This is a genomic window from Synechococcus sp. OH2 (genome assembly GCF_047462155.1).
Lineage (GTDB): Bacteria > Cyanobacteriota > Cyanobacteriia > Thermostichales > Thermostichaceae > Thermostichus.
Genome location: NZ_JANSIR010000081.1, coordinates 18866 through 43285, shown reverse-complemented (window position 1 = coordinate 43285; position 24420 = coordinate 18866). Strand labels below are relative to the sequence as shown.

The 24420-nt window shown below is 60.9% G+C and carries 24 protein-coding genes and 1 tRNA gene; 17 read left to right on the top strand and 8 right to left on the bottom strand.

Annotation, left to right across the window (positions count from 1 at the left end):
* Together NW835_RS07130 and NW835_RS07125 are read left to right on the top strand one after the other, a co-directional pair.
* Window positions 1-591 (top strand): MBL fold metallo-hydrolase (locus NW835_RS07130; protein WP_414414908.1); only part of this gene is annotated, 591 nt, incomplete at its 5' end.
* A 4-nt stretch (window positions 592-595) separates the two neighbouring features.
* The gene (locus NW835_RS07125) at window positions 596-1162 is read left to right on the top strand and encodes an ankyrin repeat domain-containing protein (RefSeq protein WP_414386159.1); all 567 of its coding nucleotides are present in this window, start codon (window positions 596-598) and stop codon (window positions 1160-1162) included.
* Window positions 1163-1184: 22 nt separating this feature from the next.
* Here NW835_RS07125 and NW835_RS07120 read toward each other — a convergent pair whose 3' ends face one another.
* The gene (locus tag NW835_RS07120; protein ID WP_414386158.1) at window positions 1185-2180 is read right to left on the bottom strand and encodes a deoxyhypusine synthase family protein; all 996 of its coding nucleotides are present in this window, start codon (window positions 2178-2180) and stop codon (window positions 1185-1187) included.
* A gap of 109 nt (window positions 2181-2289) precedes the next feature.
* Between NW835_RS07120 and bioB the strand changes: the two genes are divergently transcribed.
* From bioB to NW835_RS07105, 3 genes are all read left to right on the top strand, one after another.
* Window positions 2290-3222 (top strand): biotin synthase BioB, encoded by a 933-nt coding sequence (bioB, locus tag NW835_RS07115; protein WP_414414907.1) that lies wholly within the window; start codon window positions 2290-2292, stop codon window positions 3220-3222.
* Window positions 3223-3382: 160 nt separating this feature from the next.
* On the top strand, window positions 3383-5455 hold the full coding sequence (locus NW835_RS07110) for an ATP-binding protein (protein ID WP_414377937.1): 2073 nt from the start codon (window positions 3383-3385) through the stop codon (window positions 5453-5455).
* Between the two features lie 109 nt (window positions 5456-5564).
* Window positions 5565-5852 carry a 2TM domain-containing protein gene (locus NW835_RS07105; RefSeq protein WP_414386156.1) on the top strand — a complete coding sequence of 96 codons (288 nt, stop codon included), beginning with the start codon at window positions 5565-5567 and terminating at the stop codon, window positions 5850-5852.
* 9 nt (window positions 5853-5861) lie between these two features.
* Here the strand turns inward: NW835_RS07105 and NW835_RS07100 are convergent, their stop codons facing one another.
* The 3 genes from NW835_RS07100 to petG all read right to left on the bottom strand — a co-directional run bounded on the left by NW835_RS07100 (window position 5862) and on the right by petG (window position 8902).
* Window positions 5862-6899, bottom strand: coding sequence for a hemolysin family protein (locus NW835_RS07100; protein ID WP_414364050.1), 1038 nt, complete (start codon window positions 6897-6899; stop codon window positions 5862-5864).
* Between the two features lie 199 nt (window positions 6900-7098).
* A complete protein-coding gene (locus tag NW835_RS07095; protein WP_414414906.1) occupies window positions 7099-8718 on the bottom strand; it encodes a bifunctional pantoate--beta-alanine ligase/(d)CMP kinase in 1620 nt (539 codons plus the stop codon).
* A 70-nt stretch (window positions 8719-8788) separates the two neighbouring features.
* Window positions 8789-8902, bottom strand: coding sequence for a cytochrome b6-f complex subunit V (gene petG, locus NW835_RS07090; protein WP_414332627.1), 114 nt, complete (start codon window positions 8900-8902; stop codon window positions 8789-8791).
* 225 nt (window positions 8903-9127) lie between these two features.
* Between petG and NW835_RS07085 the strand changes: the two genes are divergently transcribed.
* Window positions 9128-10522: a 2-succinylbenzoate--CoA ligase gene (locus NW835_RS07085; protein WP_414414905.1), complete on the top strand. Its 1395-nt coding sequence runs from the start codon at window positions 9128-9130 to the stop codon at window positions 10520-10522.
* On the opposite strand, the gene NW835_RS07080 is transcribed toward NW835_RS07085, so the two are convergent.
* On the bottom strand, window positions 10519-11100 hold the full coding sequence (locus NW835_RS07080; RefSeq protein ID WP_414414904.1) for a DnaJ domain-containing protein: 582 nt from the start codon (window positions 11098-11100) through the stop codon (window positions 10519-10521). The genes NW835_RS07085 and NW835_RS07080 overlap by 4 nt on opposite strands.
* Window positions 11101-11438: 338 nt before the next feature.
* Between NW835_RS07080 and NW835_RS07075 the strand changes: the two genes are divergently transcribed.
* From NW835_RS07075 to NW835_RS07055, 5 genes are all read left to right on the top strand, one after another.
* Window positions 11439-12194, top strand: a complete 756-nt coding sequence (locus tag NW835_RS07075) for an ankyrin repeat domain-containing protein (RefSeq protein ID WP_414414903.1) — start codon at window positions 11439-11441, stop codon at window positions 12192-12194.
* 918 nt (window positions 12195-13112) lie between these two features.
* A complete protein-coding gene (locus NW835_RS07070) occupies window positions 13113-13463 on the top strand; it encodes a hypothetical protein (protein WP_414414902.1) in 351 nt (116 codons plus the stop codon).
* A gap of 295 nt (window positions 13464-13758) precedes the next feature.
* Window positions 13759-14679: an L-lactate dehydrogenase gene (locus NW835_RS07065; RefSeq protein WP_414414921.1), complete on the top strand. Its 921-nt coding sequence runs from the start codon at window positions 13759-13761 to the stop codon at window positions 14677-14679.
* Window positions 14680-14733: 54 nt separating this feature from the next.
* Window positions 14734-15474, top strand: a complete 741-nt coding sequence (gene trmB / locus NW835_RS07060) for a tRNA (guanosine(46)-N7)-methyltransferase TrmB (protein ID WP_414365727.1) — start codon at window positions 14734-14736, stop codon at window positions 15472-15474.
* A gap of 63 nt (window positions 15475-15537) precedes the next feature.
* Window positions 15538-17133 (top strand): type II CAAX prenyl endopeptidase Rce1 family protein, encoded by a 1596-nt coding sequence (locus tag NW835_RS07055; protein WP_414414901.1) that lies wholly within the window; start codon window positions 15538-15540, stop codon window positions 17131-17133.
* Between the two features lie 12 nt (window positions 17134-17145).
* Here NW835_RS07055 and NW835_RS07050 read toward each other — a convergent pair whose 3' ends face one another.
* From NW835_RS07050 to NW835_RS07040, 3 genes are read right to left on the bottom strand one after another with little or no spacing between them, the layout of a single operon-like run.
* The gene (locus NW835_RS07050; RefSeq protein WP_414414900.1) at window positions 17146-18168 is read right to left on the bottom strand and encodes a DnaJ domain-containing protein; all 1023 of its coding nucleotides are present in this window, start codon (window positions 18166-18168) and stop codon (window positions 17146-17148) included.
* Window positions 18126-19052: an ABC transporter substrate-binding protein gene (locus tag NW835_RS07045; protein ID WP_414414899.1), complete on the bottom strand. Its 927-nt coding sequence runs from the start codon at window positions 19050-19052 to the stop codon at window positions 18126-18128. Before NW835_RS07045 ends, NW835_RS07050 begins: the two co-directional genes overlap by 43 nt.
* A gap of 58 nt (window positions 19053-19110) precedes the next feature.
* Window positions 19111-19956: an inositol monophosphatase family protein gene (locus tag NW835_RS07040; RefSeq protein WP_414414898.1), complete on the bottom strand. Its 846-nt coding sequence runs from the start codon at window positions 19954-19956 to the stop codon at window positions 19111-19113.
* A gap of 288 nt (window positions 19957-20244) precedes the next feature.
* Between NW835_RS07040 and NW835_RS07035 the strand changes: the two genes are divergently transcribed.
* From NW835_RS07035 to coaD, 6 genes are all read left to right on the top strand, one after another.
* The gene (locus NW835_RS07035) at window positions 20245-20865 is read left to right on the top strand and encodes an FHA domain-containing protein (RefSeq protein ID WP_414414897.1); all 621 of its coding nucleotides are present in this window, start codon (window positions 20245-20247) and stop codon (window positions 20863-20865) included.
* Window positions 20866-20894: 29 nt separating this feature from the next.
* Window positions 20895-20966 (top strand) — tRNA-Gln (locus NW835_RS07030).
* Window positions 20967-21177: 211 nt separating this feature from the next.
* A complete protein-coding gene (locus NW835_RS07025; protein ID WP_414414896.1) occupies window positions 21178-22659 on the top strand; it encodes a cobyric acid synthase in 1482 nt (493 codons plus the stop codon).
* Window positions 22660-22727: 68 nt separating this feature from the next.
* Window positions 22728-23738: a UDP-glucose 4-epimerase GalE gene (gene galE, locus NW835_RS07020; RefSeq protein WP_414372735.1), complete on the top strand. Its 1011-nt coding sequence runs from the start codon at window positions 22728-22730 to the stop codon at window positions 23736-23738.
* Between the two features lie 115 nt (window positions 23739-23853).
* Window positions 23854-24150, top strand: a complete 297-nt coding sequence (gene cutA / locus NW835_RS07015; RefSeq protein ID WP_414378218.1) for a divalent-cation tolerance protein CutA — start codon at window positions 23854-23856, stop codon at window positions 24148-24150.
* Between the two features lie 25 nt (window positions 24151-24175).
* Window positions 24176-24420: pantetheine-phosphate adenylyltransferase (gene coaD, locus NW835_RS07010; RefSeq protein WP_414414895.1), on the top strand; the 245-nt coding region annotated here is incomplete at its 3' end.

Here is a 24420-nt window from a genome sequence, read left to right as displayed (position 1 = left end):
CTGGTCAACCCCTTTCGGCCGGGGGGCTGCACGGCTGGCTATCCTCCTCCCAGCGTTAAGGCCGATCTGGTGCTGCTCAGCAGCCGCCTCCTGGACGAAGGGGCCCTGGACGTGGTGCCCGGCAACCCTAAAGTGCTGTTTCAGCCGGGGGACTACGTCATCGATGGGATCCGCGTGCAGGGGGTGCGCATGCCGCGGGGCCCTCGCTTTGGCCTCAACGTGGGCTGGCGCTGGCGCATGGCCGGGATCGACGTTGTTCATTTGGGAGGGGCCCTGCAGCCCATTGGCCGGGAACAGTCCATCCTGCTGGCTCGCCCTGACCTCTTGCTGGTGCCGGTGGGGGGTGGGCCGAAAAACTACGATCCCGAGGCGGCCAAGGCAGCCATCGAAGTGCTGCAGCCCAAGTTGGTCATCCCGACTATGTATCGCACCGCCGCCGCCGAGGCGTCCCAATGCGAGCTGCAACCTTTAGCAGCGTTTTTGCGCCTCTTTCCCGCCGCTGCCGCGCAACCTGCCCTCAGCAACCCGTTGCTGCTTTCGGCCCAGGCCCTGCCCAGCCAAGGGATTGCCATCCTGTTCTTTGAGGAGTAGGGCCATGGAGCATAGGTGGTGGGCTGTGGGTGCCGGGCTGGGATCCCTGCTGGTAGGGGGGCTGGGGTTCTACGGCTACTCCCTGCCAGAAGATCCACAAGTCCTGGCCACCGCCAACCCGCTTCGGCTGCAACTGGCTCTCTGGCTGGGGAAAGACGCCAATGTCGTCGAGGAGCGGGGCAAGACGGCTCTGTTCTTCGTCGAAAGCGGCCTCAACACCCGCCTTTTGCTGGCCGCCGGGGCGGATCCCAACCGGTTAGATCGCGGCGGAGCCAGCCCCCTCCACCAAGCTGCCCGCCTGGGCAATCCTGAAGTGACCAAGGCTTTGCTCGAGGGAGGTGCTAACGTCAATGCCCGCTTCGGGGCCGGCGGCCTGCCCCTACATTTTGCCGCTTGGTCGGGCAACCCCGAGGTGGTGCGGCTGCTGCTGGAGCATGGCTCCGAGATTGACGAGCCGGACGGCTACGGCCTCACCCCCCTGCGCATTGCCCAGGACATGAGGCGCTGGGAAGCTGCGATTCTGCTCTCCCAATGGCCCCGTCCTACCTCAGGTCAGCCCCAGCCTCGCTGATCGTCTATCCTGAAGCGGGATTCTACCACCCCAGCACCCAGGCAAAAATCAAAGGCGCCACGATGGTAGCATCCGACTCGATGACGAACTTAGGTGTGTCAACCCCCAGCTTGCCCCAGGTGATCTTCTCGTTGGGGACTGCCCCCGAGTAGGAGCCGTAGCTGGTGGTGGAGTCGCTGATCTGGCAGAAATAGCCCCACAGGGGGATCCCTTTGCGGCCCAGGTCTTGGTGCAGCATGGGGACCACGCAGATGGGAAAATCGCCAGCAATGCCGCCGCCAATCTGGAAGAAGCCGATGGAGCACTCTGCCGAGGTACGTGTGTACCAGTCCGCCAGGTGGATCATGTACTCAATGCCCGTGCGGACGGTGTGGACATGGCGGATCTCACCAGTAATGCAGTGGGCAGCGTACATGTTGCCGGTGGTGGAGTCCTCCCAGCCCGGCACGTAGATGGGCAAGTTGGCCTCCATGGCCGCGTAAACCCAGGAATCCCGCGGATTGATCTGGTAGTAGGGCTCCAGCCGGCCGCTGCGCAGGATGCGGTAGATGAACTCGTGCGGGAAGTAGCGCTCCCCGGCCTGGTCGGCAGCGATCCACTCTTCCAGCAGAGCTTTTTCCAGGCGCCGCATCGCCTCTTCTTCCGGGATGCAGGTATCCGTTACCCGGTTCAGGTGCCGCTCCAGCAGCTCCTGCTCCTGCTGCGGGCTGAGGTCGCGGTAGTTGGGCACCCGCTCGTAGAAGTCGTGGGCGATGAGGTTGAAGATGTCTTCCTCCAGGTTGGCGCCGGTGCAGGAGATGGCGTGCACCTTGTCCTGGCGGATCATCTCAGCCAGGGAAAGCCCTAGCTCTGCCGTGCTCATGGCACCGGCTAAGGTCACCATCATCTTGCCGCCTTTTTCCAGGTGAGCACAGTAGCCCTTGGCCGCATCCACCAGGGCGGCGGCGTTAAAGTGGCGAAAGTGATGCTCAACAAATTGGCTGATAGGGCCTTTGGCCACTGCTTCTGGGGTTATCATTGTTGAGTTCCTAAGCGAGACGGGTTCGCCTTCCCAAAGCACAGATTTTACATTCTAACCAAGCCTAAGAGCGCTGGCAAGCTTTTAGGGAGTTTTGGACATTGCCGGCATGGCCATTGCTCTGGAGTACGTTCGCGAAATCTACCATCGGCCGCTGCTGCAGTTGGTGTTCGAGGCGCAAGCGGTGCACCGACAGCACCACCCTCCCAACCGGGTTCAACTCTGCGCCCTTGTCAACATCAAGTCGGGCGGCTGCCCGGAAGACTGCGCCTATTGCCCCCAAAGCGCCCGCTACTCGACAGGGATCGAGACCTACCCCTTGATCTCCCTGGATTCGCTGCGCGAGCAGGCCATGGCTGCTCAAAAAGCCGGTGCCACCCGGCTATGTATGGGCGCTGCTTGGCGGTCAGCCCCGGAAGGGGAGGCGTTTGAGCGGGTGCTGGAGATGGTGCGCACGGTGCGCGAGCTGGGGATGGAAGCCTGTGTCACTTTGGGGATGGTGTCGGCTGCTCAGGCGCAGCAGTTGGCGGCGGCTGGGCTGACGGCCTACAACCACAATCTGGACACCTCGCCGGAGTTCTACCCCCGCATCATCACGACGCGCACCTACCAGGATCGCCTGGAGACTCTGGCCCATGTGGGGGCAGCCGGCCTGCAGATCTGCTGTGGCGGCATTGTCGGCCTTGGGGAGACCGACGAAGACCGCATCGCCCTGCTCCACGTTTTGGCCAACCTGACGCCCCCGCCGACTTCGGTACCCATCAACGCGCTGGTGCCGGTGGCTGGCACGCTCCTGGGCCAGCTTCCCCCTCCCGATCCGCTGCTGCTGGTGCGCACCATCGCCACGGCTCGGCTGCTGCTGCCCAGAGCCCAAATCCGGCTCTCGGCAGGGCGGAAAAACCTGTCCGAGAGCGACCAGGCGCTGTGCTTCTTAGCAGGCGCCAATTCCATCTTTACCGGCGAAAAGTTGTTGACCACGCCTAACCCAGGCTCGGCCGCCGATGCGGCTTTGCTTGAGAAGCTAGGCCTGCAACCCCTCTAGAAGCATTTCCTTTTGCGCCTCTAGGATCCCTAGTTGGAGATCTAGGCGTGTCCCTTCTGTTGTAACAATCTTTTCAGAAAATCTAACCCTTTCTTAACCCTGTCGGCAGCCATGTCAAAATGGTGGCGACAGCGTTCTCCAGGGTTGTTACGTCGGGTTCATGTCTCCTGTCAGCACTGTCGAGCCCCTTGTCAACGTCCAATCGCCTGAGTCAGCTTCTTCTCCTCCAGAGCCCTCACCTGGGGAGACTGCGGAGCCGACAAGGGGAGGGGGCTTTTGGGGATCCCTGCGGCGCTGGTGGGCGCGCTGGAAACACAAGCTGCGCCTGGAGACCCAGTTGCTCTTTGTGGCCACGCTGGTGGTCTCGCTGGTGGTGAGCAGCTTCACCTTCTGGGCCATCAGCACTGTGCAGCAGGATGCCCGCTTCAACGAGGCCCGCTTTGGCCGAGATCTGGGATTGCTGTTGGCAGCCAATGTCGCTCCCCTGATTGCCGAAGATCGCATCGGCGAAGTGGCCCAACTGTCGCGGCAATACTTTGAGAGCACCAGCAGCATCCGCTATTTGCTCTACGCCGACCCGGAAGGGAACATCTACTACGGGATCCCGTTTTCCAACCAGGAGGTGAAAACCTCCCTCAGCCTTACCCGCCGCATCCAACTGCCGGACAACCGCCCGCCTGCCGAGGGCCAGCCGCTGGTGCGCACCCACCTCACCCCCGCCGGGCGGGTGACGGACATTTTTGTCGGCATCTATCATCAGGGCCGCTTTTTGGGCACCCTTGGCCTCGGCATCAACCCCAACCCCGCCCTCGTGCGCTCCACGCAACTGGCGCGGGAGGTCTCGATTGGGGTGTTTTTGGCAGTGTGGGTTCTGGCCATCCTGGGATCCGTGGTCAATGCCCTCACCATCACCTACCCCATCAAAGAACTGGTCAAGGGCGTCCAGGAGATCACCAAGGGCAACTTCAAGCAGCGCATCGACCTGCCCTTTGGGGGAGAGCTGGCCCAGCTCATCGACAGCTTTAACGAGATGGCGGAGCGGCTGCAGAGCTACGAAGAGCAGAACATCGAAGAACTGGCCGCCGCCAAAGCCAAGTTGGAGACGTTGGTTTTCTCTATCGTCGATGCCGCCATTTTGTTGGATGCCGAGTTTCGGGTGCTGCTGCTCAACCCGGCGGCCTCTCGCATGTTCGGCTGGGAAGGGGATCCCGTCTTGGGCAAGCCTTTGCCGGAGCTGTTGCCGGAGGATCTGCGGCAGCAGTTGGCCCGCCCCCTGATGCAAATTGCCCGCGGGGATCAAGAGGCAGAGGAAATTCGCGTCAACCTCAGCGGCCCCATCAAGCGCGTCGTTCGCATCCTGCTGTCGCCGGTATCCGACCCGCGGCGGCAAAACCTCAAGGGGATTGTAATGACGGTACAGGACATCACCCGCGAGGTGGAGCTCAACGAGGCCAAGGCCCAGTTCATCAGCAACATCAGCCACGAGCTGCGTACCCCCCTCTTTAGTATTAAGTCTTTTATCGAGACCCTCTACGAGTACGGCGAGCAGATGTCGCCAGAGGAGCGGCTGGACTATCTGGAAATTGCCAACCGCGAAACCGATCGCCTCACCCGCTTGGTCAACGATGTGTTGGATTTGTCGCGTCTGGAGTCGGGCAAGCAGTACCACTTCGAGGCCGTCGATATCGCGGCGGTGATCGAGCAGACCCTGCGCACCCACCACCTGCAAGCCCGCGACAAAGGGATCCAGTTGCGCAAGTTTGTCGATCCGGATCTGCCCCTGGTGTGGGGCAACTACGATCTGCTGCTGCAGGTGATGACCAATCTTTTGGGCAACGCTCTCAAGTTCACGCCGTCGGGAGGTCTGGTGACGGTGCATGCCCACCTGGTGGTGCAGGCGGATGGATCCCCGCAGGCGGTGCGGGTGGCGGTGGCCGATACGGGCATTGGCATTGCGCCCGAGGATCAAGAGCGGATCTTCGACCGCTTTTTCCGCGTCGAGAACCGCGTCCACACTTTGGAGGGCACCGGCCTGGGCCTGGCCATTGTGCGCAACATCCTCGAGAAACACCACACCCGCATCTGCCTAGAAAGCAAGCTGGAACAGGGATCCACCTTCTGGTTCGACCTGCACCTATACACCGAAAACGGGCCGCTGGAGTTTGCCACCCAGCCCGGCGAAACGGATCCCCCCAGTTGCCGCTGGCGGGAGCGGCCCCACCCAACCTCCTAAACTTGGAAAGCAGACGCCGGGCAACCCACTGGGGTTAGGCCCCGAGCCGCAGGGATCCCTGTCCAGGGTTGTTCTACAGTAAAGAAGGTTTTAACTGCCCAGTTTTGCCATGCCACCTCGCTGGCCCCGCAAGCCCTCCCGTCGGGATCCTGAGTTTCGCAAGCTGGATGACCGTTACACCTACGCGGCCCATCTGGCGGTTTTTCTCTGCAGTGCCTCGGGACTGGTGTTTTTCCAGCAGTTGTACCGAGCCGATTGGCCATGGCTGCTGCCTCTATTGGGCGGGTGGGGTATGGGCGTAGGGATCCACAGCTTCTGGATCTTTTTTGTTGCCCGTTACCCCGCCGATCCGGGCCCCTCCCCCGAAGCCAACCAAGACTCTGCAGAAGCTGGCTAGCAGCCTCCCTTAGGGGGATCCAGAAGAGGAGGGGCGCTGTCGCCGTTGTCGCTGCAGCAGCAGGGGGGAGAGATCACTTTCGTCGTAGATATCTCCCACCAGCTCTTCCAAAATGTCCTCCAGCGTGATCAAGCCGGTGGTGCCGCCAAACTCATCCACCACGATCCCCAGGTGTTGGCGGGAGCGCAGCATTTCCTTGAGCAGCAGGCTGACACGCTTGGTATCGGGCACAAAAAAAGGCGGAGACATGGCCTTGGTGACCTCAGCGTTGCCCTTTTGCTCCAGGTAGCGCAGAGCCTGCTTGAGGTGAATGACGCCGACGATCTCGTCTTTGGATTCTCCTTGCACAGGGATGCGGGAGTAGCCTGTTTCCAGGCAGAGCTTTACCACATCCTGCAGGGTTTTATCGTGGGAGATGGTCTCCATTTTTACCCTAGGTTTGGCCACATCTCCCGCCTGGAGCAAATCCAAAGCCAAGGCGCCTCGGAACAGGCGCCGCTTTTGCCAATCCAGCAGCCCCCGCTGCCCCAGCACGTCGATCAGCAGCTCCAAATCCTTGAGGGAAGCGGTGGCCGTCAGCGGCGAGAGCTCTAACAGGTTAAAGAGTCTGCTGACAATCCATTCAAAGGCGTCGGTAAAAGGGCGCAGCAGCACCGAGAGGACATGAACAGGCCGCACCACCCAGCGGAACACCCCCAGGGGATGACTCACCGCCAGGGACTTTGGGGCTACTTCTCCAAACAGGAGCACCAGGATCGTGGTGGGCACGGTGGCGGCCAAAGCTCCAAACTGGGATCCCAGTAGCTCAATAGAGATGGTGGTGGCCAGGGCGGCGATGCCAATGTTGACGAAGTTGTTCACCAGCAGCAAGGTGGTGATCAGCCGGGATCGCTGTTGTTGCGCCAGCCGATAGAGGCCTTGTGGATCCCCTTGTTCTTCGATCAGGGACTCCAAGCGCAAGTTGTCCATGGCCGTGATGGCGGTTTCCGCCCCGGAGCAGGCCCCTGAGAGGAGAAGCAAAAAAGCCAGGAGGAGTGTATTACCCATAGTGCTCGCGGCTACCCAGAGCCGGACACGGGTGGTTTCGGCCTAGGGGGAGCAGGGCAGGCCAGTATCTCTTCGTCAACGGGATTCCTACCTTAGCGGTTCTGGCCAAGCGCATCGCCCCACCCCACAAGGCCCAACACCTCAGAATTGAATTGGCCCCATCTCGAAAGCTTGAGAAAATCTTCAGGGTTCAGATAATTTAATTGTCGAAATGGGCTGCCCCGGATTGCTCCAAAAGCTGGCGGTACAGCCTCACAATTTTGTCTTCCACCTCAGCCTGGCTCAGGTGATCCGTGTCGATCAGAATGGCATCGGGGGCAGGCCGCAAGGGAGAGATAAGCCGTTCGCTGTCGCGGCGATCCCGCTGCTCAATCTGAGCTTTTAACTCTTCAAGGGACACCACTTGTCCTTGGGCTTGCAGTTGGTGTTGCCGGCGCTGGGCCCGCTCCCCCACCGAGGCGGTCAAAAAGACTTTCAGCTCGGCATCAGGAAAAACATGGGTACCGATATCTCGCCCCTCCAGGACAGCCCCCCCATCCCGTCCAATGAAGCGTTGCCGCTTCACCAGCTCCTGCCGTACCCCTGGCACTGCCGCCACCTGAGAAACCCAGCGGGTCACCTCTGGGGAGCGAATGGCCTGGGTAACTTCCTCACCGTCGGCCCAGATGCGGGTTGGTTCGTCGGCCGAGGGGCCACTTTGTAAGGTTAGTTGGGTTTGGGCAGCCAGTTGGGTCAGTTGCTCGGCGTCGTCCAACGGGATCCCCCGCTGCAGCGCCAGCCAGGTGATGGCCCGGTACATCGCCCCCGTATCCAAGTACAGGAGCTGCAGTTGAGCGGCCACTGCTCGCGCTACGCTGGACTTCCCGGCCCCTGCCGGGCCGTCGATGGCAATCAGCGGGCGACGCCCTGTTTTCGGGGAAGGAGGCACTGCACTCTGCTGTTTTTGGGGCAAGGGATCCGCACCTTCCGGGGAAAGGAGCAGGTTGTCAATGAGGCGAGTTTGCCCTACATAGGCGGCGATGGCCAGCAGTCCCTTATCTTTGACCTGCGATAGGGGCTGGAGGGTTTGCGGATCCACCAATTCCAGATACTGCACGCGCACCTCCGGGGTGTGCTCTAGCTCAGCACGGGCGGCGGCCAGGATCCCTTCGGCGGAGGGATCCCCGGCTTGCCAGTGGTCGTACCCTCGGCGCAGGGCGCGGTACAGGCGGGCGGCCGCCTGCCGCTCCGCTGCTGAGAGGTAGCGGTTGCGGGAGCTGTAGGCAAGGCCGTCGGCTTCTCGCACGGTGGGGCAAGGGACAATGGTGGTGGGGATCTGCAGATCCTGAACCAGGCGCTGGATGATGGCCAGTTGCTGGGCATCCTTTTGGCCAAAATAGGCCCGCTGCGGCTGCACCAGGTTCAGCAGTTGCAGCACGATGGTGGCCACGCCGCGAAAATGCCCCGGTCGGTGGGGGGCGCAGAGGGTCTGCAGAAGGGATTCGGGGGGCATCACCCAAGTGCGGTCGCCTCCGGCTGCCGGGTCGGCTCCCATCTCTTGTGGGTCGGGGGCAAACACCACATCCACGCCCGCCGCTTCACACAGGGCCCGATCCCCTTCCTCATCGCGGGGGTAGCGATCCCAGTCTTCGTTGGGGCCAAATTGGAGGGGGTTGACGAAGATGCTGACCACCGTGTGGTCACACTCTTGGCGGCAGCGGCGGATCAGACTGAGATGCCCCTCGTGCAGGGATCCCATCGTTGGCACCAAGCCTATGGTAGATCCCCGCCAGCTCGCTACCTGCTCCCGCAAAGCCGCCACCGTGCGCAGCCACTGCATCGCTATGCCACCTCACCTGCTGAGCCGCTCTCTTGCCGACGGTTTGGTGCCAGCTTTTCCTCCCTGGCTTTCACAGACCGATCTTATTGCCGCGCTGATACTGTCTGTAGGCGGCCACAAACAGGCCTGCCAAGGTAACCAGCACCATCCCCAAAACGATCCCCAGCAAAATTGGCTCGATCACAACCTAGGCCTCCTACTTCAAACCTAGATCATGATAAGCCAAGCCCAAACTCTTCCTCACCTTGCCCGGGCCTTTGAGGAGGGGATCCCTGCCAAAAATCAAAACAACGAAGAGACGGGGGACACCTCCCAATTGCCTCAGTGGATGGTCAAGTCTCCACGGCTATAGCTTGCTTTTTGATCACTTCGTTTAACTTGCAACTGTCCCGCCTGAGCTTGCCGAAAGATGTTTCCCAACCACAACTGCCCTCCCGCTTTGAAGGAGTGCCTGTCTGGGCTGGAAGAGCAACTGCGCCCTCTGGCAGACAAGGCCGTTCCCCTACTGGTGGCAGACTCGGATCCGCTACAAGTGTGGGCTGCCGTTTTGGCCTGCCAACACCTGGGGATCCCCCTCTTCTTAGCCAATCCCCACTGGGGAGAACGGGAGTGGGGACAGGCTTTGGCCGGCCTGGGATCCGCTTGGCACTGGCGGCAAGGGCAGTTGCAGGAGGATCCCGCCTGCTCCAACCCCCAGCTGGAGCATTGGCAACAGCTCCTGCCCAGCACCGATTGGCCGGTAATTGGGATCCCTACCGGCGGCTCCGGCGGTCAGGTGAAATGGGCGGTGCACTCCTGGCGTACCCTCAGCGCCTCCGCCAGAGCCCACCAACAGCACTTCCGGGTGGAGTGTATCCATAGCTACTGTGTGTTGCCCCTGTACCACGTCAGCGGCCTGATGCAGGCTGTTCGTTCCTGGCTGAGCGGCGGCCAGTGGATTGTCTGGGATTGGAAACGACAGCAGCAGGCTGAGGCCTGGGATCCGCCTTTGCCGGGCAGCTTTCTGTCGCTGGTGCCCACCCAGTTGCAGCGGCTGTTGCTCAACGCCCAGCCAGGAGTCTTGGAGAGCCTACACCAATTCCAGGCCATTCTGGTTGGCGGCGGCCCCACCTGGCCCAGTTTGCGGCAACAGGCCCGGCAGTTGCACTTGCCCCTAGCCCTCACCTACGGCATGACCGAAACCGCCTCCCAGGTATGTACGCTGCTGCCAGAAGCTTTCTTGCAGGGCAGCGACAGTCTGGGCCGGCCCCTACCCCACGCCACCGTGGAGATCCGCGGTGAGAGAGGGGATCCCCTGGTAGGCCGCATCCACGTGTGGGCTGAGTCGCTGGCACTGGGCTACTACCCTCTCTTCAGCGAGGCAGATTCTCTAGGCCAATGGCAACAGCAGGGCTTCACCCCCGGCGATTGGGGCTATCTGGACTCAGAGGGCTATCTCTACTGGCTGGGCCGCGCCGACGAGCTCATCCTGACCGGAGGGGAAAAGGTGATGGCCGCCGAGGTGGAGGGGGAAATCCGCGCCAGCGGCTGGGTAGAAGATGTCTGTGTGCTGGGCCTGCCCGATGAGGAGTGGGGCCAGCAGGTGGTGGCGGTGGCTGTGCCCAGGGCTGGGATCTCTCTAAGCAGCAACGAGCTGGAGAAGCACCTAAAGCGGCACCTTGCACAACAACTAAGCCCCTTCAAGCACCCCAAGCAATGGCTGTGGTGTAGCGGGATCCCCCGCAACGCCCAGGGCAAGGTCAACCGCCAGCAGCTCCGGCAGTGGGCGGCCCAGCAGTTGAAAGTTGCAGCGCCAGGCAGCTAGCTGGATCCCTCCCGGATGCCCAGACGGGCTAGATCTCGCCGGATTTCAAAGGCCAACTCCCGGTTATTTGGCTCTGTGGCCAAGGCCTTTCTCAGATAGGCTTCTGCCTGCCGGTGGCGCCCCTCTTGGATCAAATGGTTGCCGAAGCGTTGATAGGCCAAAGCCAAGATGTGGATGGCCTCGCCGGAGTTGGGAAAGCGTTTCAGGAGGGCTTCGGCCAGAGCCACTGCCGTGGGCAGCTTGCGCTCGCGCCAGGTGGCCTTAACGCGGGCAATTCCTGCCTCAAGGGAGTCCCGAGCCGGTGGTTCTGCTGAGGTGGAGTCCAATCCAGTGGTGCGCACAACCACCCGCCTTTCTCCTTTCCCAGGACTGGGCGGGGATTGTCGTTGGGCGTCGTAGCGCCGCCGCTCTTCAGGGTTGCTCAGCACTTGGTAGGCCCGATAGATCTGCTCAAATCGTTCTCGGGATCCCTCTCCTGCCACATCGGGGTGAAACTGCCGTGCCAACCGGCGAAAGGCTCGCTTGATATCTTCGCTGTCTGCTTGGGGAGACAGGTTCAGAATCGCGTAGTAGTCCATGAGCGGTGGCAGAAGGAAGGGAATTGAGAGTTGCAGAACCTGGGCCAAAAGTCAGCTCCGACCCCTGACTCTGCCGCTGATCATGGCATGTCAACCCGGGCTGAACCAAGGGATCCTCTCAGCGCTAATGCAATTGAGATGCAAGCTTGTCGAGAATGGTTCTCATGGTCAAGGCTTGATGCTGCATTGACCCTGCTGGCTGAGCACCAAGAGGCCTCTTGCGGGCAGCTACTTCAGAGGCAGGGATCCAGTGCTAGACTTTGCCCAAGCTGTAAAGCCTAGACTTTGCCTATTCCTAACTCTCCCTGAAGAACTTTAAGCCCTATTTCCCAGTAACTATGAGCGAAGCCCTGCACCGCGCCTTGGCCAATCAAGATCTGCAACAATTGCTGGCTTACTTGCAGCAAGGGGCAGATGTGAATGCTCCCGATTGGCAGGGGGTTACCCCGCTTCACAAAGCAATACTCATCGGCAATCTGGAGTTGTTGGACTTGCTTTTGGCTTATGGCGCTTCTGTCCACTCGGTGGATTCCAGCGGGGCTACACCCCTCCATTTGGCTGCAGCCAGCGGCCAGGTGGAAGTGGTGGAGCGGCTTCTCCAGGCAGGCAGCGAGATCGATCTGCTAGATCGCTATGGATACACTCCTCTCCATCGGGCTGCCCTAGCCGATCAGGCAGAAGTTATCGGTCTGCTGATCCAAAAAGGGGCAAACGCCTGTGGCGTTCTCCACTGGGCTACGGCTACGGGTAGGAAAAGCGTTCTAGCTCGCCTACTCTCCAAGGGGGCACCGGTGGATGCCGTTGATGAGACGGGGCGAACTCCTCTGCACGAGGCGGCCACACAAGGACACTTGGGCATCGCTCGCTTTCTCATTTTGTACGGGGCTGATGTCAACGCGCGCAACCGCTTCGGGGCAACACCCATGCACTGGGCTGCCTGGGAAGGGCATGTCCCAATCCTAGAACTTTTGCTGCAGCATGGGGCCGAATTAAACCCCCGGAATCAGGAGGGGCACACACCTTTAGCCTATGCGCAAAAGCGGCAGCACAAGCTAGCTGCCCAATGGCTGCAAGACCGAGGCGCAACCCTTTAGTTTGGCTTAAAGCTCAAGCGAGATCCTAAGTCACGCCAAACAAAAACAAGAATCTGAAAGGGTAGTTGAGGGTGTAAAAGCTATAGTCACTTTCAAAAGTGATCCCTAGCTTCCCTCTGGGATACGGGCCATGGGTGAGGGGTGGAAAAAGGGTTAGGGGTAAGAGCAAGGAACACCTTAGATTGTATCTCCATTCGTAAGGGATCCCTACTTCTTGGGAGACAAGAGATAGAGACAGAAAAGGAGAGAGGATGTTAGGTTTCCTCTCTCCGATCTCTTCGTCGCGGTTAGCGTTAACGCCACCTAGATTCTAATCGATAAGTCGCACCTGATTCAATCCTTTTCTCCAAATTTTAATCTTCTTTCAGAATCATTTTTTAGAGAACAAAACAAGGACGGAACAGCTAGCTTGTTCCGAAAACATCCGTTTATCTCCTTAGAAGATTTATAGCCATTCCAAATAGCTCAAGATACTTCCCCAGCGCTTCACGCCGCTTCCGCTTGCTAGCCCGCCGACGCAAGCGCAATCACCCTCGACTGCTACCTCCTCCTTCAACACGGTGTTGGCGAAAAACCTCCCTCCCCTGTTAATTGATGTTTAGTCTCATTAGATTAAAACCTCAACTTTGAGGGGAAAGGAGGAAAAGGGATCCCTGCCAAACGCAGGATGGCCAGTTCCGCCGGCGCGGGATCCCCGCTCTATCCAAGACAAGAGAGGAAGACTGATGGATTTGACTCCACCACTCACCTGAGTGACAGGATAGCACTATTGAGATCAAGTTGCAATATACCTCCGGAGCATACGGGGCCCTCTTTGATAGAGACTTGCATCAAACTGAGTGAGTCTGGTAGAGTACTTGGCTAAAGTAGTTGGAAAAAATTTGCAGCTAGGTCTTTGCAGGTCACGGAGTGATGAGCATGACATGGCAACAGGTGCAGGCGGGCGTGTGGTGTCGGCAGTTGGGGCAACTGGCGCCCCAGTGGTGGCTGGGGTGGAGCCCTGAGCAGGGCTTCCAGCTCTACCGCCAAGAGTCCCTGCCTTCTCTCTCTGCTTTGCGGATGCGCTACCAAGAGCAGGATGGCTGGCTGGATGTGTTTTTCGGAGAAGCCGAGCAGCATCCCCAGCAGCGGCACAGCCTCTTAGACGCAACGGCGCGGGTGGCTTTGCACTACTTGCCGGAAGATCTAGCTCAGATTCGCTCCCTGAAGTGTCCTCACGAGCGCATTCCTCTGGAGCTTTGGCAGCGGCTAACCCAGCAACGGAGTTAAGGTCTACCAGAATCCTTAAAAAAACTATTAAAACCTTTACGGCATTTAAATCCAATCGAAGTCACTTTGCCCCTGGGGATCTGCGCCGCCGAGGCGACCGGGAAGATGGAAATTCTCTTCCCTTCCAGCTTTTCTTGCTCTGGGGGAAGCGATAGTCCCGCTGCTATTTTTCTCTCCGCCTGGCCAGGCTTAAGCTGGGAAGGGAAGTGCAGCGGCTGAAGCCATGACCGTTTCTGAGCATCAACCCAAGCAACGCTTTGAACAGCAAGCCGGTGGGCTGACTTCTCGCCGCCTTTTGAAGGGATCCATCATCGGCGCCGGTCAGGTGGGCATGGCCTGCGCCTACGCGATGGTGATCCAGAACACCCTCGATGAGCTGGTTCTTCACGACATCGACCGGGCCAAGCTGGAAGGGGAAGTGATGGATCTGGTGCACGGGATCCCTTTTGTGGAGCCGACGCGGATCTGGGCGGGAGAGCTGGCCGATTGCGCCGGCTCAGACGTCGTGATTGTGACGGCGGGAGCCAAGCAGCGGCCTGGAGAAACCCGCTTGGATTTGGTTCACCGCAACGTTGAGATTTTCAAAAGCCTGATCCCGGCCTTGATGGAGCATTGCCCCAGCGCCATTTTCCTGGTGGTGAGCAACCCCGTCGATATCATGACCTATGTTTCCCTGAAGTTATCGGGGCTGCCGGCGGGGCAGGTGTTGGGGTCGGGCACGGTGTTGGATACGGCCCGCTTTCGCTATCTTTTGGCCCAGCGGCTGGGGGTGGATCCGCGCAGCCTGCACGCCTACATCATCGGCGAACATGGGGATAGCGAGGTGGCCGTCTGGAGCAAGGTGAACATTGCCGGCACGCCGATTGGCGAGCTCTCGCCGGAGTGGGATCCCGCCCATTTGGGCGACATCTTCGAGCAGGTGCGCAATGCCGCCTATGAGATCATCCGCCGCAAAGGGGCCACCAGCTATGCCATTGGTCTGGGGGTGACGCAAATTGTCCAGGCCCTGGTACGGGATCAGCGGCGCGTTTTAACCGTGAGCAGCCTCATCCAGGGGGAGTATGGTCTGCCGGAGGTCTGCCTTAGTTTGCCGAGAGTGGTCGGTCGGCAAGGGGTGGAGCGCACGCTGGTCATGTCCCTCACCGAGAGCGAGCAACAGCAATTGCACCGCTCGGCCCACATCTTGCGGCAAGTCATTGACAGCATTCAGTGGTAGCTTAGATTCTCTTTGCTTTTGATCCAGGCTGTGGGAGGCGGCGTTGGGTTCGCTATGGCTGGAACCGGCAGCAGAAGGTGGTCTGGGGAAGCAGAGGGGCAACGGGCGCAGCAAGCCCAACCTGAGAAAGGCTGCCTTGCACCGCCTTGGGCAGGGATCCCGCTGCAGAAGGGTCTCGGCCAGCGGCTGCGGCAACATGTCAACCCTCTGCAGGCGCAATACCAGCAGCCTGCTTCTCCACCCCACTGGGAACGGGTGTACCGGCGGCTGGGGCAACCCTTTCACTTGGATATCGGCAGCGGGAGCGGACGCTTTCTGCTGCGCCTGGCCCAGGAACAGCCGGATTGGAACTTTTTGGGCGTGGAGATTCGGCAGCCGCTGGTGGAGCGGGCCAATGCTTGGCGGGACGAGCTGGGGCTAGATAACGTCCATTTCCTCTTTGCCAACATCAACGTCTCCCTGCGCCATCTATTTGCCCCTGGAGATCTCAGCCGGGTTACCATCCAATTTCCGGATCCCTGGTTCAAAAAGCGCCATCACAAACGGCGGATCGTCCAGCCCCAACTGGTGGCGGATCTGGCCCTGCTGCTGCAACCGGGCAGCCCTGTTTTTTTGCAGTCGGACGTGCAGGAAATTGCCGAGGAGATGGTTGCTCGTTTCCTAGAGCATCCGCAGTTTTGGGATCCCTGCCAGGGGCCCATCGATGACAACCCCTTTGGTATTCCTACCGAGCGGGAGTGGCAGTGCCTGCAGTTGGGGCTGCCCATCTACCGGTATTGGCTAGAGCGCCGCTGACCCCTCCGGCTAAAGCCAATAGAAGCTAGGATATAACCCGCTGGAGTTGCCTCTGTTGCTGCCATGTCTCCCTCTGAAGCCACGGCCTCTGTCGATCCCTTTTCCGCTTGGCTTTCTGTTCGCCGTGGGATCCTCAACCTGCTGAGCCTATTGGCCCTTTTGATTGTCGGGCTTTCACTTTCCAGCAGTTGGTTTCAGCCGCCGCCCCAAACGCAGTTGGATCTGTTGCAAACCAATCTCGCCCTGCAGGCTGCCCGCACCTTAGATGATCCCCGCTATCAGGATCTGGCGCAGGCTCTGCTAGGGCGGAACGTTTTCGAGCTGGCCAACAATCGCTACCGGCAGGTGGCCGACAACTACGCCGAACGCCTGAAGCGGCTAAAACGGGTGGCGCGGCTGGAAACAGTGGGCGAACCCGAGTTGGCTAGGATGTCGGATGAAGTGGGGCCGGCCCAAGCGCCGGCAGTGGATCCCGTCCTGCTGGCCTCTGCCCAGGATCTGCAGGCAGAGCTAGACAGCCTGCGGCTACGCCTGGGCTTGCTCTACGCTTACCAGAAGGATCTGGAGGCGGCCCAGCAGCAGTGGCAGCAGATAGTCGATCCAGAACGTCCCTTGGAGCTGGAATCCGGCCAGAAGGGGGTGGCACAGGTTTTACAAGGGCTGTGGGGAACGCCACGGCGCATTCTGCCCGAGGCTGAGGTGCAGATCCGCAACCACCTAGACGGCTGGTTTGAGGCAGTGGCCTTGCAACAGCTCTACCGGCTGCAACAGCGCAGCGACAGCCTCAATGCCCTCAACCAGGAGCAGGAAAAATTGGCCTTGGCAGCTCTGTTTCGGCTGACGGTGGTGGGCGGGATCCCCGTGCTGGGGGCGCTGCTGGGGCTAATCCTCCTGTTGGGTTGGCTGGGCTGGAGCTTCTGGCGCCAACGTCCTCTTGTGGGCCCGCCGTGGGAGGTGCCTTGGCCGGGGATCGGGGCGCAGGCGGTGTTAACCGGCTGGTTTTTGGGGTTTATTCTCCTCAATGCGCTGGTGCCCCGCCTTTACACGGTCCTGCTGGGTTTGGGGGCACAACGGCTCAGCCCTTGGCATCAGGCAGTGACCCTGTTTCTCACCTACAACGCCGGCGCTCTGCTGGGGGCAGCCCTGTTGTACCGGCTTCTCCGGCTCTATCCCGGTTGGCAGAAGGCGTTGCAGGTGCGGCTGTGGGGCCCTTGGCCGCTTTGGGGCCTATGCGGCTACTGGGTGGCCCTACCTTTGGTGGTGCTGGCAGCGGCGCTGTCGCAGTTGCTGCTGCCCCAAGCAGGGGGTGGGAACCCCATCTTGCCGCTGCTGCTGGACAGCCACGGCTGGGGGGCGCGCTTGCTGTTTTTGGCCGTGGTGTCTGTCTGTGCCCCCGTTTTTGAGGAGGTGCTGTTCCGGGGCTTTTGGCTGCCTACGCTGAGCCGCTACTTGCCGATGGGGGCAGCTATCTTGCTCAGTGCCTTCACTTTTGCCCTTGCCCACCTCAACCTTTCCGATCTGCTGCCGCTGACCATGCTAGGGGTGGTGCTGGGGGTGGTGTACGGCCACAGCCGCAACCTGTTGGCCCCCATCCTGCTGCACAGCCTCTGGAATACGGGATCCCTGGTCACGCTACTGGTGCTGGGGGACGCTTCCTGAGGGGAGTTGGGCCTACTTTTTCTTGCCGAAGAGGCGGCTCCAGAAGCCGCTGTTGTCTTCTTTGCGCGGCGGTGGCACGATTTTCTGGGCCTGGGAGGTCTGGCGGCTGGCCGAGGGGACAGGAACCGGCTGCTGGGTGGTGACCTGCTGCAACCAGCGGCGCACCTCCGCCATCAACTCGGCGTTGCCCGGCTCAAGGCGGCTGGCCTGCAGGAAGTCGGCTTTGGCCATACCAGCGTTGCCCTGCTTGAGGTGGGCGATACCCCGGTGCAGATAGTAGCGGGCCACGTTGGGCTGGGCGCTGATGGCAAAGTTCAAGTACTGAATGGCAACCCGGTACTGCTTGCGCTCGATCATGTCCAGTGCCTGCAGGAAGCGAGTCTCAGCGGGGCTGAGTTGCGGAGTTGGGGGCGGGGTGGGCGGGGCAGTAGGAGACGGAACGGGGGAGCCGGTCGGGATCCCACCCAAGGTGGTGCGGCTGGGGGAAGGGGTTGGGATCCCAGTCAGGGTGGTGGTTCTGGTGGCAGGAGTCGGGATTCCCTTGTAGCCGGCCTTGAGCAGTAAATAGGCCAGGTTCAGCTCGCTCAGTTGCTCGGTTTTCTCCAGCAGCGTGGCCATGGAGCTGTATTGCTCTTTGGCCAGCTTCTCCACCCGCCGGACGTATTCTTCCTGCCAATCGGCACACTCGGCCAGGCCTTTGACGGCTTCTCCAGTGGGCCATAGATCAGGAGGGGGCGACTCCAGCAGGCGTTGAACGCGCAGCTTGAGCACAGTCTCGTATTCTGACCGCTCCCGCTCCTTGGCCAGCACCTCGTTGGCTGGGCTGACCAGCTTGGCAAAGAGGACGTTGGCCCGCTCTGCCCCTTCCGGATCCCCGACAAACCGATCCGGGTGCAGGGCCTTGGCCGCCTGCAGGTAGCCGCGCCGGATCCCTTTGGAGTCGGCGGTGAGGGGTACGCCCAAGATGGCGAAATGGTCCGTCTCGTAGCGGGCTAGTCCTCGGCTGAGGCGGGGGACATCAGAGTTGGATCCCATAGTTGCCACTTCTCCAAGATGCGTTGCAAAGTTCCGTTCTCGGTCAGGATTGCGATTGCCCCATCCACGGCTTCCTTCAGGGAAGGATGCTGCGAGGATACCACGCCCACCAGAGGAATCGGGAACAGAGGCGGCCCCGCCAGGCGCAGCCGGGATCCCGCCTGGCGCAGGCTCAGGGCGGCAACAGGCTGATCGACAAGTACGGCATCCAACTGGCCGGCCTGGAGCTGAGCAAACAGGCGCTCCGGGTTGCTGGTGGCAAAAAGACGAATGGCGTTGCCCCGCCTCTCGTTGTACGCCTCCAACAGAGCTGCTCCCGTACTGTTCACTACAATGCCCACTTTGCGGCCAAATAATTGCGACAGCGCCTCAATGGGAGTTTCCCCTGGCCCCGGATCCCGTACCACCAAGCGCTGCGGGCTGAGGTAGTAGGGCCGGGTGGCGAGAAACTGCTGTGGATCCAAGCCCAAAGCTTCCCGCGCCCCCCAGATGAGATCTACCTCATCCGCTTGCAAAGCCGCCAACTGCTGACTCCAAGCCACGTAGACGGGCTCCACCTGCACCTGCAGCGTCTGGGCAAGCGCCTCCAGGATATCCCACTCGAAGCCGGCGTAGGTTTGCCGCTCTAGGTCGGTGTAGAGGTAAGCCGGGCCCAGGCTAGGATCCAGGCCAACCCGGATGCGCCCCCGCGCCTGAATTTCGGCCCAACGGGAATCGGGGGGCTGGGCTCGCTCGCCGGCAGGAGCGGGCAGGGCCGGTTTTTGGGCAGGCTGAGGGTAGGCCGGGATCCCCAAGAGAAGCGCCAGGCCAAATCCTGTCGCCCAGCAACAACGCCGGAGTGTTTTCCCGGCCAAGCTATCTCTCTGACCTTGGGAAGGAGCCATAAGGGCCTGTGCGTAAAGCTTACCCAATTTTTGCCTGAACTTTACCTCATCTTTATCTTTAGCCGTTTCGCTCTCGAGGCCGCCGCATGGGGAAGGAGACCGGCAGGGGGCTGACCTGGGCCAGTTCTTCCTGAAGAGCAGCGTGTAACCAGCCGTTGCTGGCCAGCAGGCGGCCACTGTACACATCCACCGGGCTGCCATCGTAGGCAGTGACCTTGCCGCCAGCCTCTCGCACCAAGACAATCCCAGCGGCAATGTCCCAGGGGGAGAGACCTCGCTCCCAATAGCCGTCCAACTGGCCGGTGGCCACGTAGGCCAAGTCCAGGGCAGCCGATCCGCCCCGGCGCACTCCCTGGGTGAGGTGGGTGAAGTGGCAGAACTCAGCGTAGTTGTTGTCGGGGGTTTCGCGCCGGTCATAGGCAAAGCCGGTTACCAAGAGGCTGCGGGAGAGTTCGGTAGTAGAGGAGACGCGGATGGGCTGGCGGTTGCGGGTGGCTCCCATCCCCTGCACAGCGCGAAAGAGATCCCCGCGAAAGATGTCGCAGACCACTCCTAGCACCGGCTCCCGCCCCTCCAGCAGACCAATAGAGACGGCAGCAAAGGGATAGCCGTGGGCAAAGTTGGTGGTGCCATCAAGGGGATCGATCATCCAGGCATAGGTGCCCTGTGGGGATCCCTGCTGGCCGGATTCTTCCGTCAAGATCCCGTCTTCGGGGAAGTGCCGCCTCAAGATTTTTATGATCAGCTCCTCAGAAGCGCGATCCGCTGCCGTCACCAAGTCGCCCGGGCGTTTCTCCTCAATGGCAAGGTTGCCCCCCACGTAACTGCGCAGCAAAGCCCCTGCCTCCAGAGCCGCCTCTGTGGCCACATCCAACCGACGCAACAGGGCCTCCGTCACACCCACACCTCAAGGCTACAAACCTGCTACCCAGAATAGCCCGCCCGCGGCCAAGGCTGTGGCTCCCAAGGGATCCGTTAAAACACGAGTAGCTTTGACTTGAACCCAAACCTAATTTTCTTTGGGAAACGGAGTATCTCCAAAGCCGCCTGTGGTGTATAGTAGGGTACATCAAGGCTTGTGGGTTTTCCGACAGCCTGCCGAGGCCGAGTTTTTTGGAAGTGGTACAAAGGGTAGGGTTTTGAGGAACTCTAAGGTTTAAGGGCTTAGACTTGAAGAGCTAGGCTGCCGGGCATGCGGTTGAGCGTCGAGGAGGAAACGCTGTTGCCACAGAGCTACGACGACTTTTTGACCTCCATCACAGAGGTGGGCGGGGGGAGTTCTCTTTCCAGCCAGGGCTTTGACCTGCCGCTGGATCTGTTCGACCAAGTCCCTGAGCAGCCGTTGTCTCACCCGGAGTTTACCCTGTCCGTTTGCCATCCTGTGCGGCCCTGCAGCTACATCCTGCGGGAAAGCATTTACACGGTTGGCCGGGATCCCTCCAATGCCATCCAGATCGTCAACCGCTTCGTCTCCCGCCGCCACGCCTATTTGGTGCGAGTGCCCACCAAGTCCAATCGCACAGGGTTTACGTATTGTCTAGTCGACGGCAACCGCAAGGGGCAGTCCAGCACCAACGGGGTGTTCGTCAACGGTACGCGGGTAGCTACCCATTACTTGAGGAGTGGCGATGTTATCTACTTTGGGCCGGAGATCCGCGCCTACTTCTTCGAGGTGGCCCGCATTCCCCATCTGCCCAACCCTTTTGAGGTCAACTCTGATCTCAGCAAAGGATCCCAGCAGGGATCCAACTCCGTTCTCGACAATCCAGGAGGTCGCCGTAGCCCGTTGACAGATCCAAAGCTGCATCGTTAGATTAGTTAAGCCAGTTAATTGCCGTGAATTGGGGCATCGCCAAGCGGTAAGGCAGCGGGTTTTGGTCCCGCCATTCGGTGGTTCGAATCCATCTGCCCCAGTCTTAAGTTGCGCCAAGCCTGCCCGCGAAACGAGAGAGGGTCTTCTGGCCTGACCTCCTTCCCAGGGCTGGGAAGGGGTGGGCCGGCGGAGGGTTGTGCTTTTTGTGTCGGCTGGGCAGCGGCTTTAGCTGCGGGAGAGGTATCCACCGACCCGGCGTGGCCGGCTTAGGGGAGAAGGTGGACAACCGGCAAGCGAGGGAAAGGGATCCAGATGAGCGGTGCCTGCCGATCCTTAATGGTGGTGGGGACTTCTTCCCACGTAGGCAAAACCCTTTTGGTAGCTGCCCTCTGTCGCCTCCTGAAAAAGGCGGGGAAGAAGGTTGCCCCTTTCAAGGCCCAGAACATGTCCCTCAACGCCTACGTCACCCCGGAGGGCAAAGAGATTGCCTATGCGCAGGCTCTGCAAGCTTGGGCCGCCGGGATCCCGCCTGCGGTGGAGATGAACCCGATCCTGTTGAAGCCCCAGGGCAACCTGACTTCCCAGATCGTCTTGAATGGAGTGGCGGTGGGCACCTGCCGCGCCGGCGAGTATTACGAACGCTGGTTTGCGCCGGCCTGGCAAGCGGTCAAAGAAGCCCTGGCCCGCTTACAACAGCAGTACGACTGGATCGTTTGCGAGGGGGCAGGCAGCCCGGCGGAGGTGAACCTCAAGCATCGGGATTTGGCAAATATGCGGGTCGCCTTGCATTTGGGATCCCCCACTTGGCTGGTGGCGGACATCGACCGGGGTGGGGCGCTGGCCCATGTGGTGGGCACGCTGCAACTGCTGGAACCGGAAGAACGAGCCCTGATCCGCGGCATTGTTATCAACAAGTTTCGCGGCTCGCGGGAGCTGCTGCAGCCCGGCCTGGATTGGCTGGAGAGCTACACCGGGATCCCGGTGGTTGGGGTTCTGCCCTGGCTGGATTGGGTGCTGCCCCAGGAAGATTCGCTGGGCATCGAGGCCGGCCCCCAACTCTGGGAAAATCGCCGTCCCAGGCGGGAAGACTCCCTGGAAATCGCCGTGGTTCGCCTGCCCCAGGTGGCCAATTTCTCCGATTTCGACCCCTTGCTGGCCGAGCCCAGCGTCCATCTGCGCTGGATTCACCCCGGCCAAAGCCTGGGATCCCCCGATGTCGTCATCCTGCCCGGCAGCAAAACCACCCTCAAGGATCTGTTGGCATTGCAAAAGACCGGCCTGGCCGACCAACTGCGCCACTATTCCGGCCACATCGTCGGCATCTGCGGCGGACTGCAGATGTTGGGGGAAACCCTCGCCGATCCCGATGGCCTAGAGGGAGTTGCCGGCACCTACCCAGGGCTGGGCTTGCTGCCGCTGAGCACCGTGTTGCAGCCCACGAAGATTACCCGGCAGGTGCAGACGCAGAGCCGATGGCCCGCCCCTGCCCCCGTCCAGGGGTACGAAATTCATCAGGGATCCACCCAGGCCGATTCCTCTGGCTGCCTGCCAATCTTCGAGCAGGAAAACCTGGGCTGGCGGGATCCCACCGGCCGCATCTGGGGCAGCTATCTGCACGGTCTCTTTGACAACCACCGTTGGCGGCGCCACTGGCTCAACTGGCTGCGCCGGCAAAAAGGCTGGGATCCCTTGCCGGAGGTGGACGGCCACTACGCCCAGCAACGGGAAGAACTGCTGGATCGTCTGGCAGAGGCCTGGCGGCCTCATCTGGATTTGCAGCAGCTCCTGGAATAGGCCGGGGAATTGCCAAGGTCGGCAAGAATGGCTGTATTCTGGACGGAAACTGCCTTCTGCTCTGGCCTATGCGGCTTCTGGTTACAGGCGGCGCGGGCTATATTGGCAGCCACACCTGCAAAGCCCTGGCGGCCCACGGCCACCTGCCCATTGTCTATGACAACCTGGTTTACGGTCACCCCTGGGCTGTTCGCTGGGGGCCTTTGGCAATTGGCGACATTGCCGACCGGGAGCGGCTGGATCAGGTTATCCGCCAGTACCGCCCTGAAGGGGTGATTCACTTTGCCGCCTACGCCTACGTGGGCGAGTCGGTCAAGGATCCGGGCAAATACTACCGCAACAACGTGGCCGGATCCCTAACTCTACTAGAGGCCATGCGGGATCACGGGATCCCCTACCTGGTGTTCTCCAGCACCTGCGCCACCTACGGCGTGCCGGAGCAGATCCCCATCCCGGAAACCCACCCCCAGCGCCCCATCAACCCCTACGGACAGAGCAAACTCCTGGTGGAGCAGATGCTGCGGGACTTCCAGGCCGCCCACGGGATCCGGTTTATCAGCCTGCGCTACTTCAACGCCGCCGGCGCCGATCCCGACGGAGAAATCGGCGAAGCCCATGACCCCGAAACCCACCTCATCCCCTTGGTGCTGGAAGTCGCCGCTGGCCAACGCCCCCACATCACCGTTTTTGGCGATGACTACAACACCCCTGATGGTACCTGTATCCGCGACTACATCCATGTCGCCGACCTGGCGCAGGCTCATGTGTTGGCCTTAGAAGCGCTGGCGTCTGGCCGGCCTGTGCAGGCAGCCTACAACCTGGGCAATGGCCAGGGCTTCTCCGTCCAGGAGGTGATCGCCACGGCAGCAGCGGTAACCGGAAGACAGATCCCGGCGCAAATTGGGGCCCGCCGACCGGGGGATCCCCCCTGCCTGGTGGGCGATGCCGCGGCCATCCAGCGGGATCTCAACTGGCAGCCCCGCTATGCCGACTTGGCCGAGATCGTGCAGACAGCTTGGCGCTGGCACCAAAAGCGGCCCTATTTTGCCAAGGCCACACCTCTGCTCCGGGGGGCCTGACCCAACTGGGATGGCGATCCGAGGATCCAGCAGTACGATCAGGGGAGATCGCCCCCTGCCCATTTCCCGGCTTCCCATGGACAGCCAGATCGCCCCAAACACCCTTGTGGTTGTCATGACCACGGTAGGATCCGAGGCCGACGCCCATCGTTTGGCCCACACTCTAGTGGCCGAGCGCTACGTGGCCTGTGCCCAGGTGCTGCCACCGATAACCTCCTATTACCGCTGGCAGGGATCCCTGCAGAGGGAAGCCGAATTTTTGCTGTTGCTCAAATTGCCCTCTACTGCTTATCCCCGCCTGGAGCAGCGGCTGCGGGAGCTCCACCCCTACCAAGAGCCGGAGATCCTGGCTATCCCAGCTAGCCACGTCAGTACAACCTATTTGGCTTGGGCCCGAGAGCAGGTAGGGTAAGGAAAAGCAGTACCCCCCTTGAACCATGATCGCCCTCTATCCCGGCAGCTTTGACCCGATCACCCTTGGGCACCTCGATATCATCGAGCGGGCCAGCCGCCTATTTTCCAAGGTGATCGTCGCCGTCTTGAAAAACCCCAACAAAACCCCTCTGTTCAGCCCGGAGCAGCGGCAGTCGCAGATTAGCCTCTCCACCGCCCACCTGAAAAACGTTGAAGTCGATACTTTTTCCGGCCTGACGGTGGCTTACGCCCGCCAACGGGGGGCAAA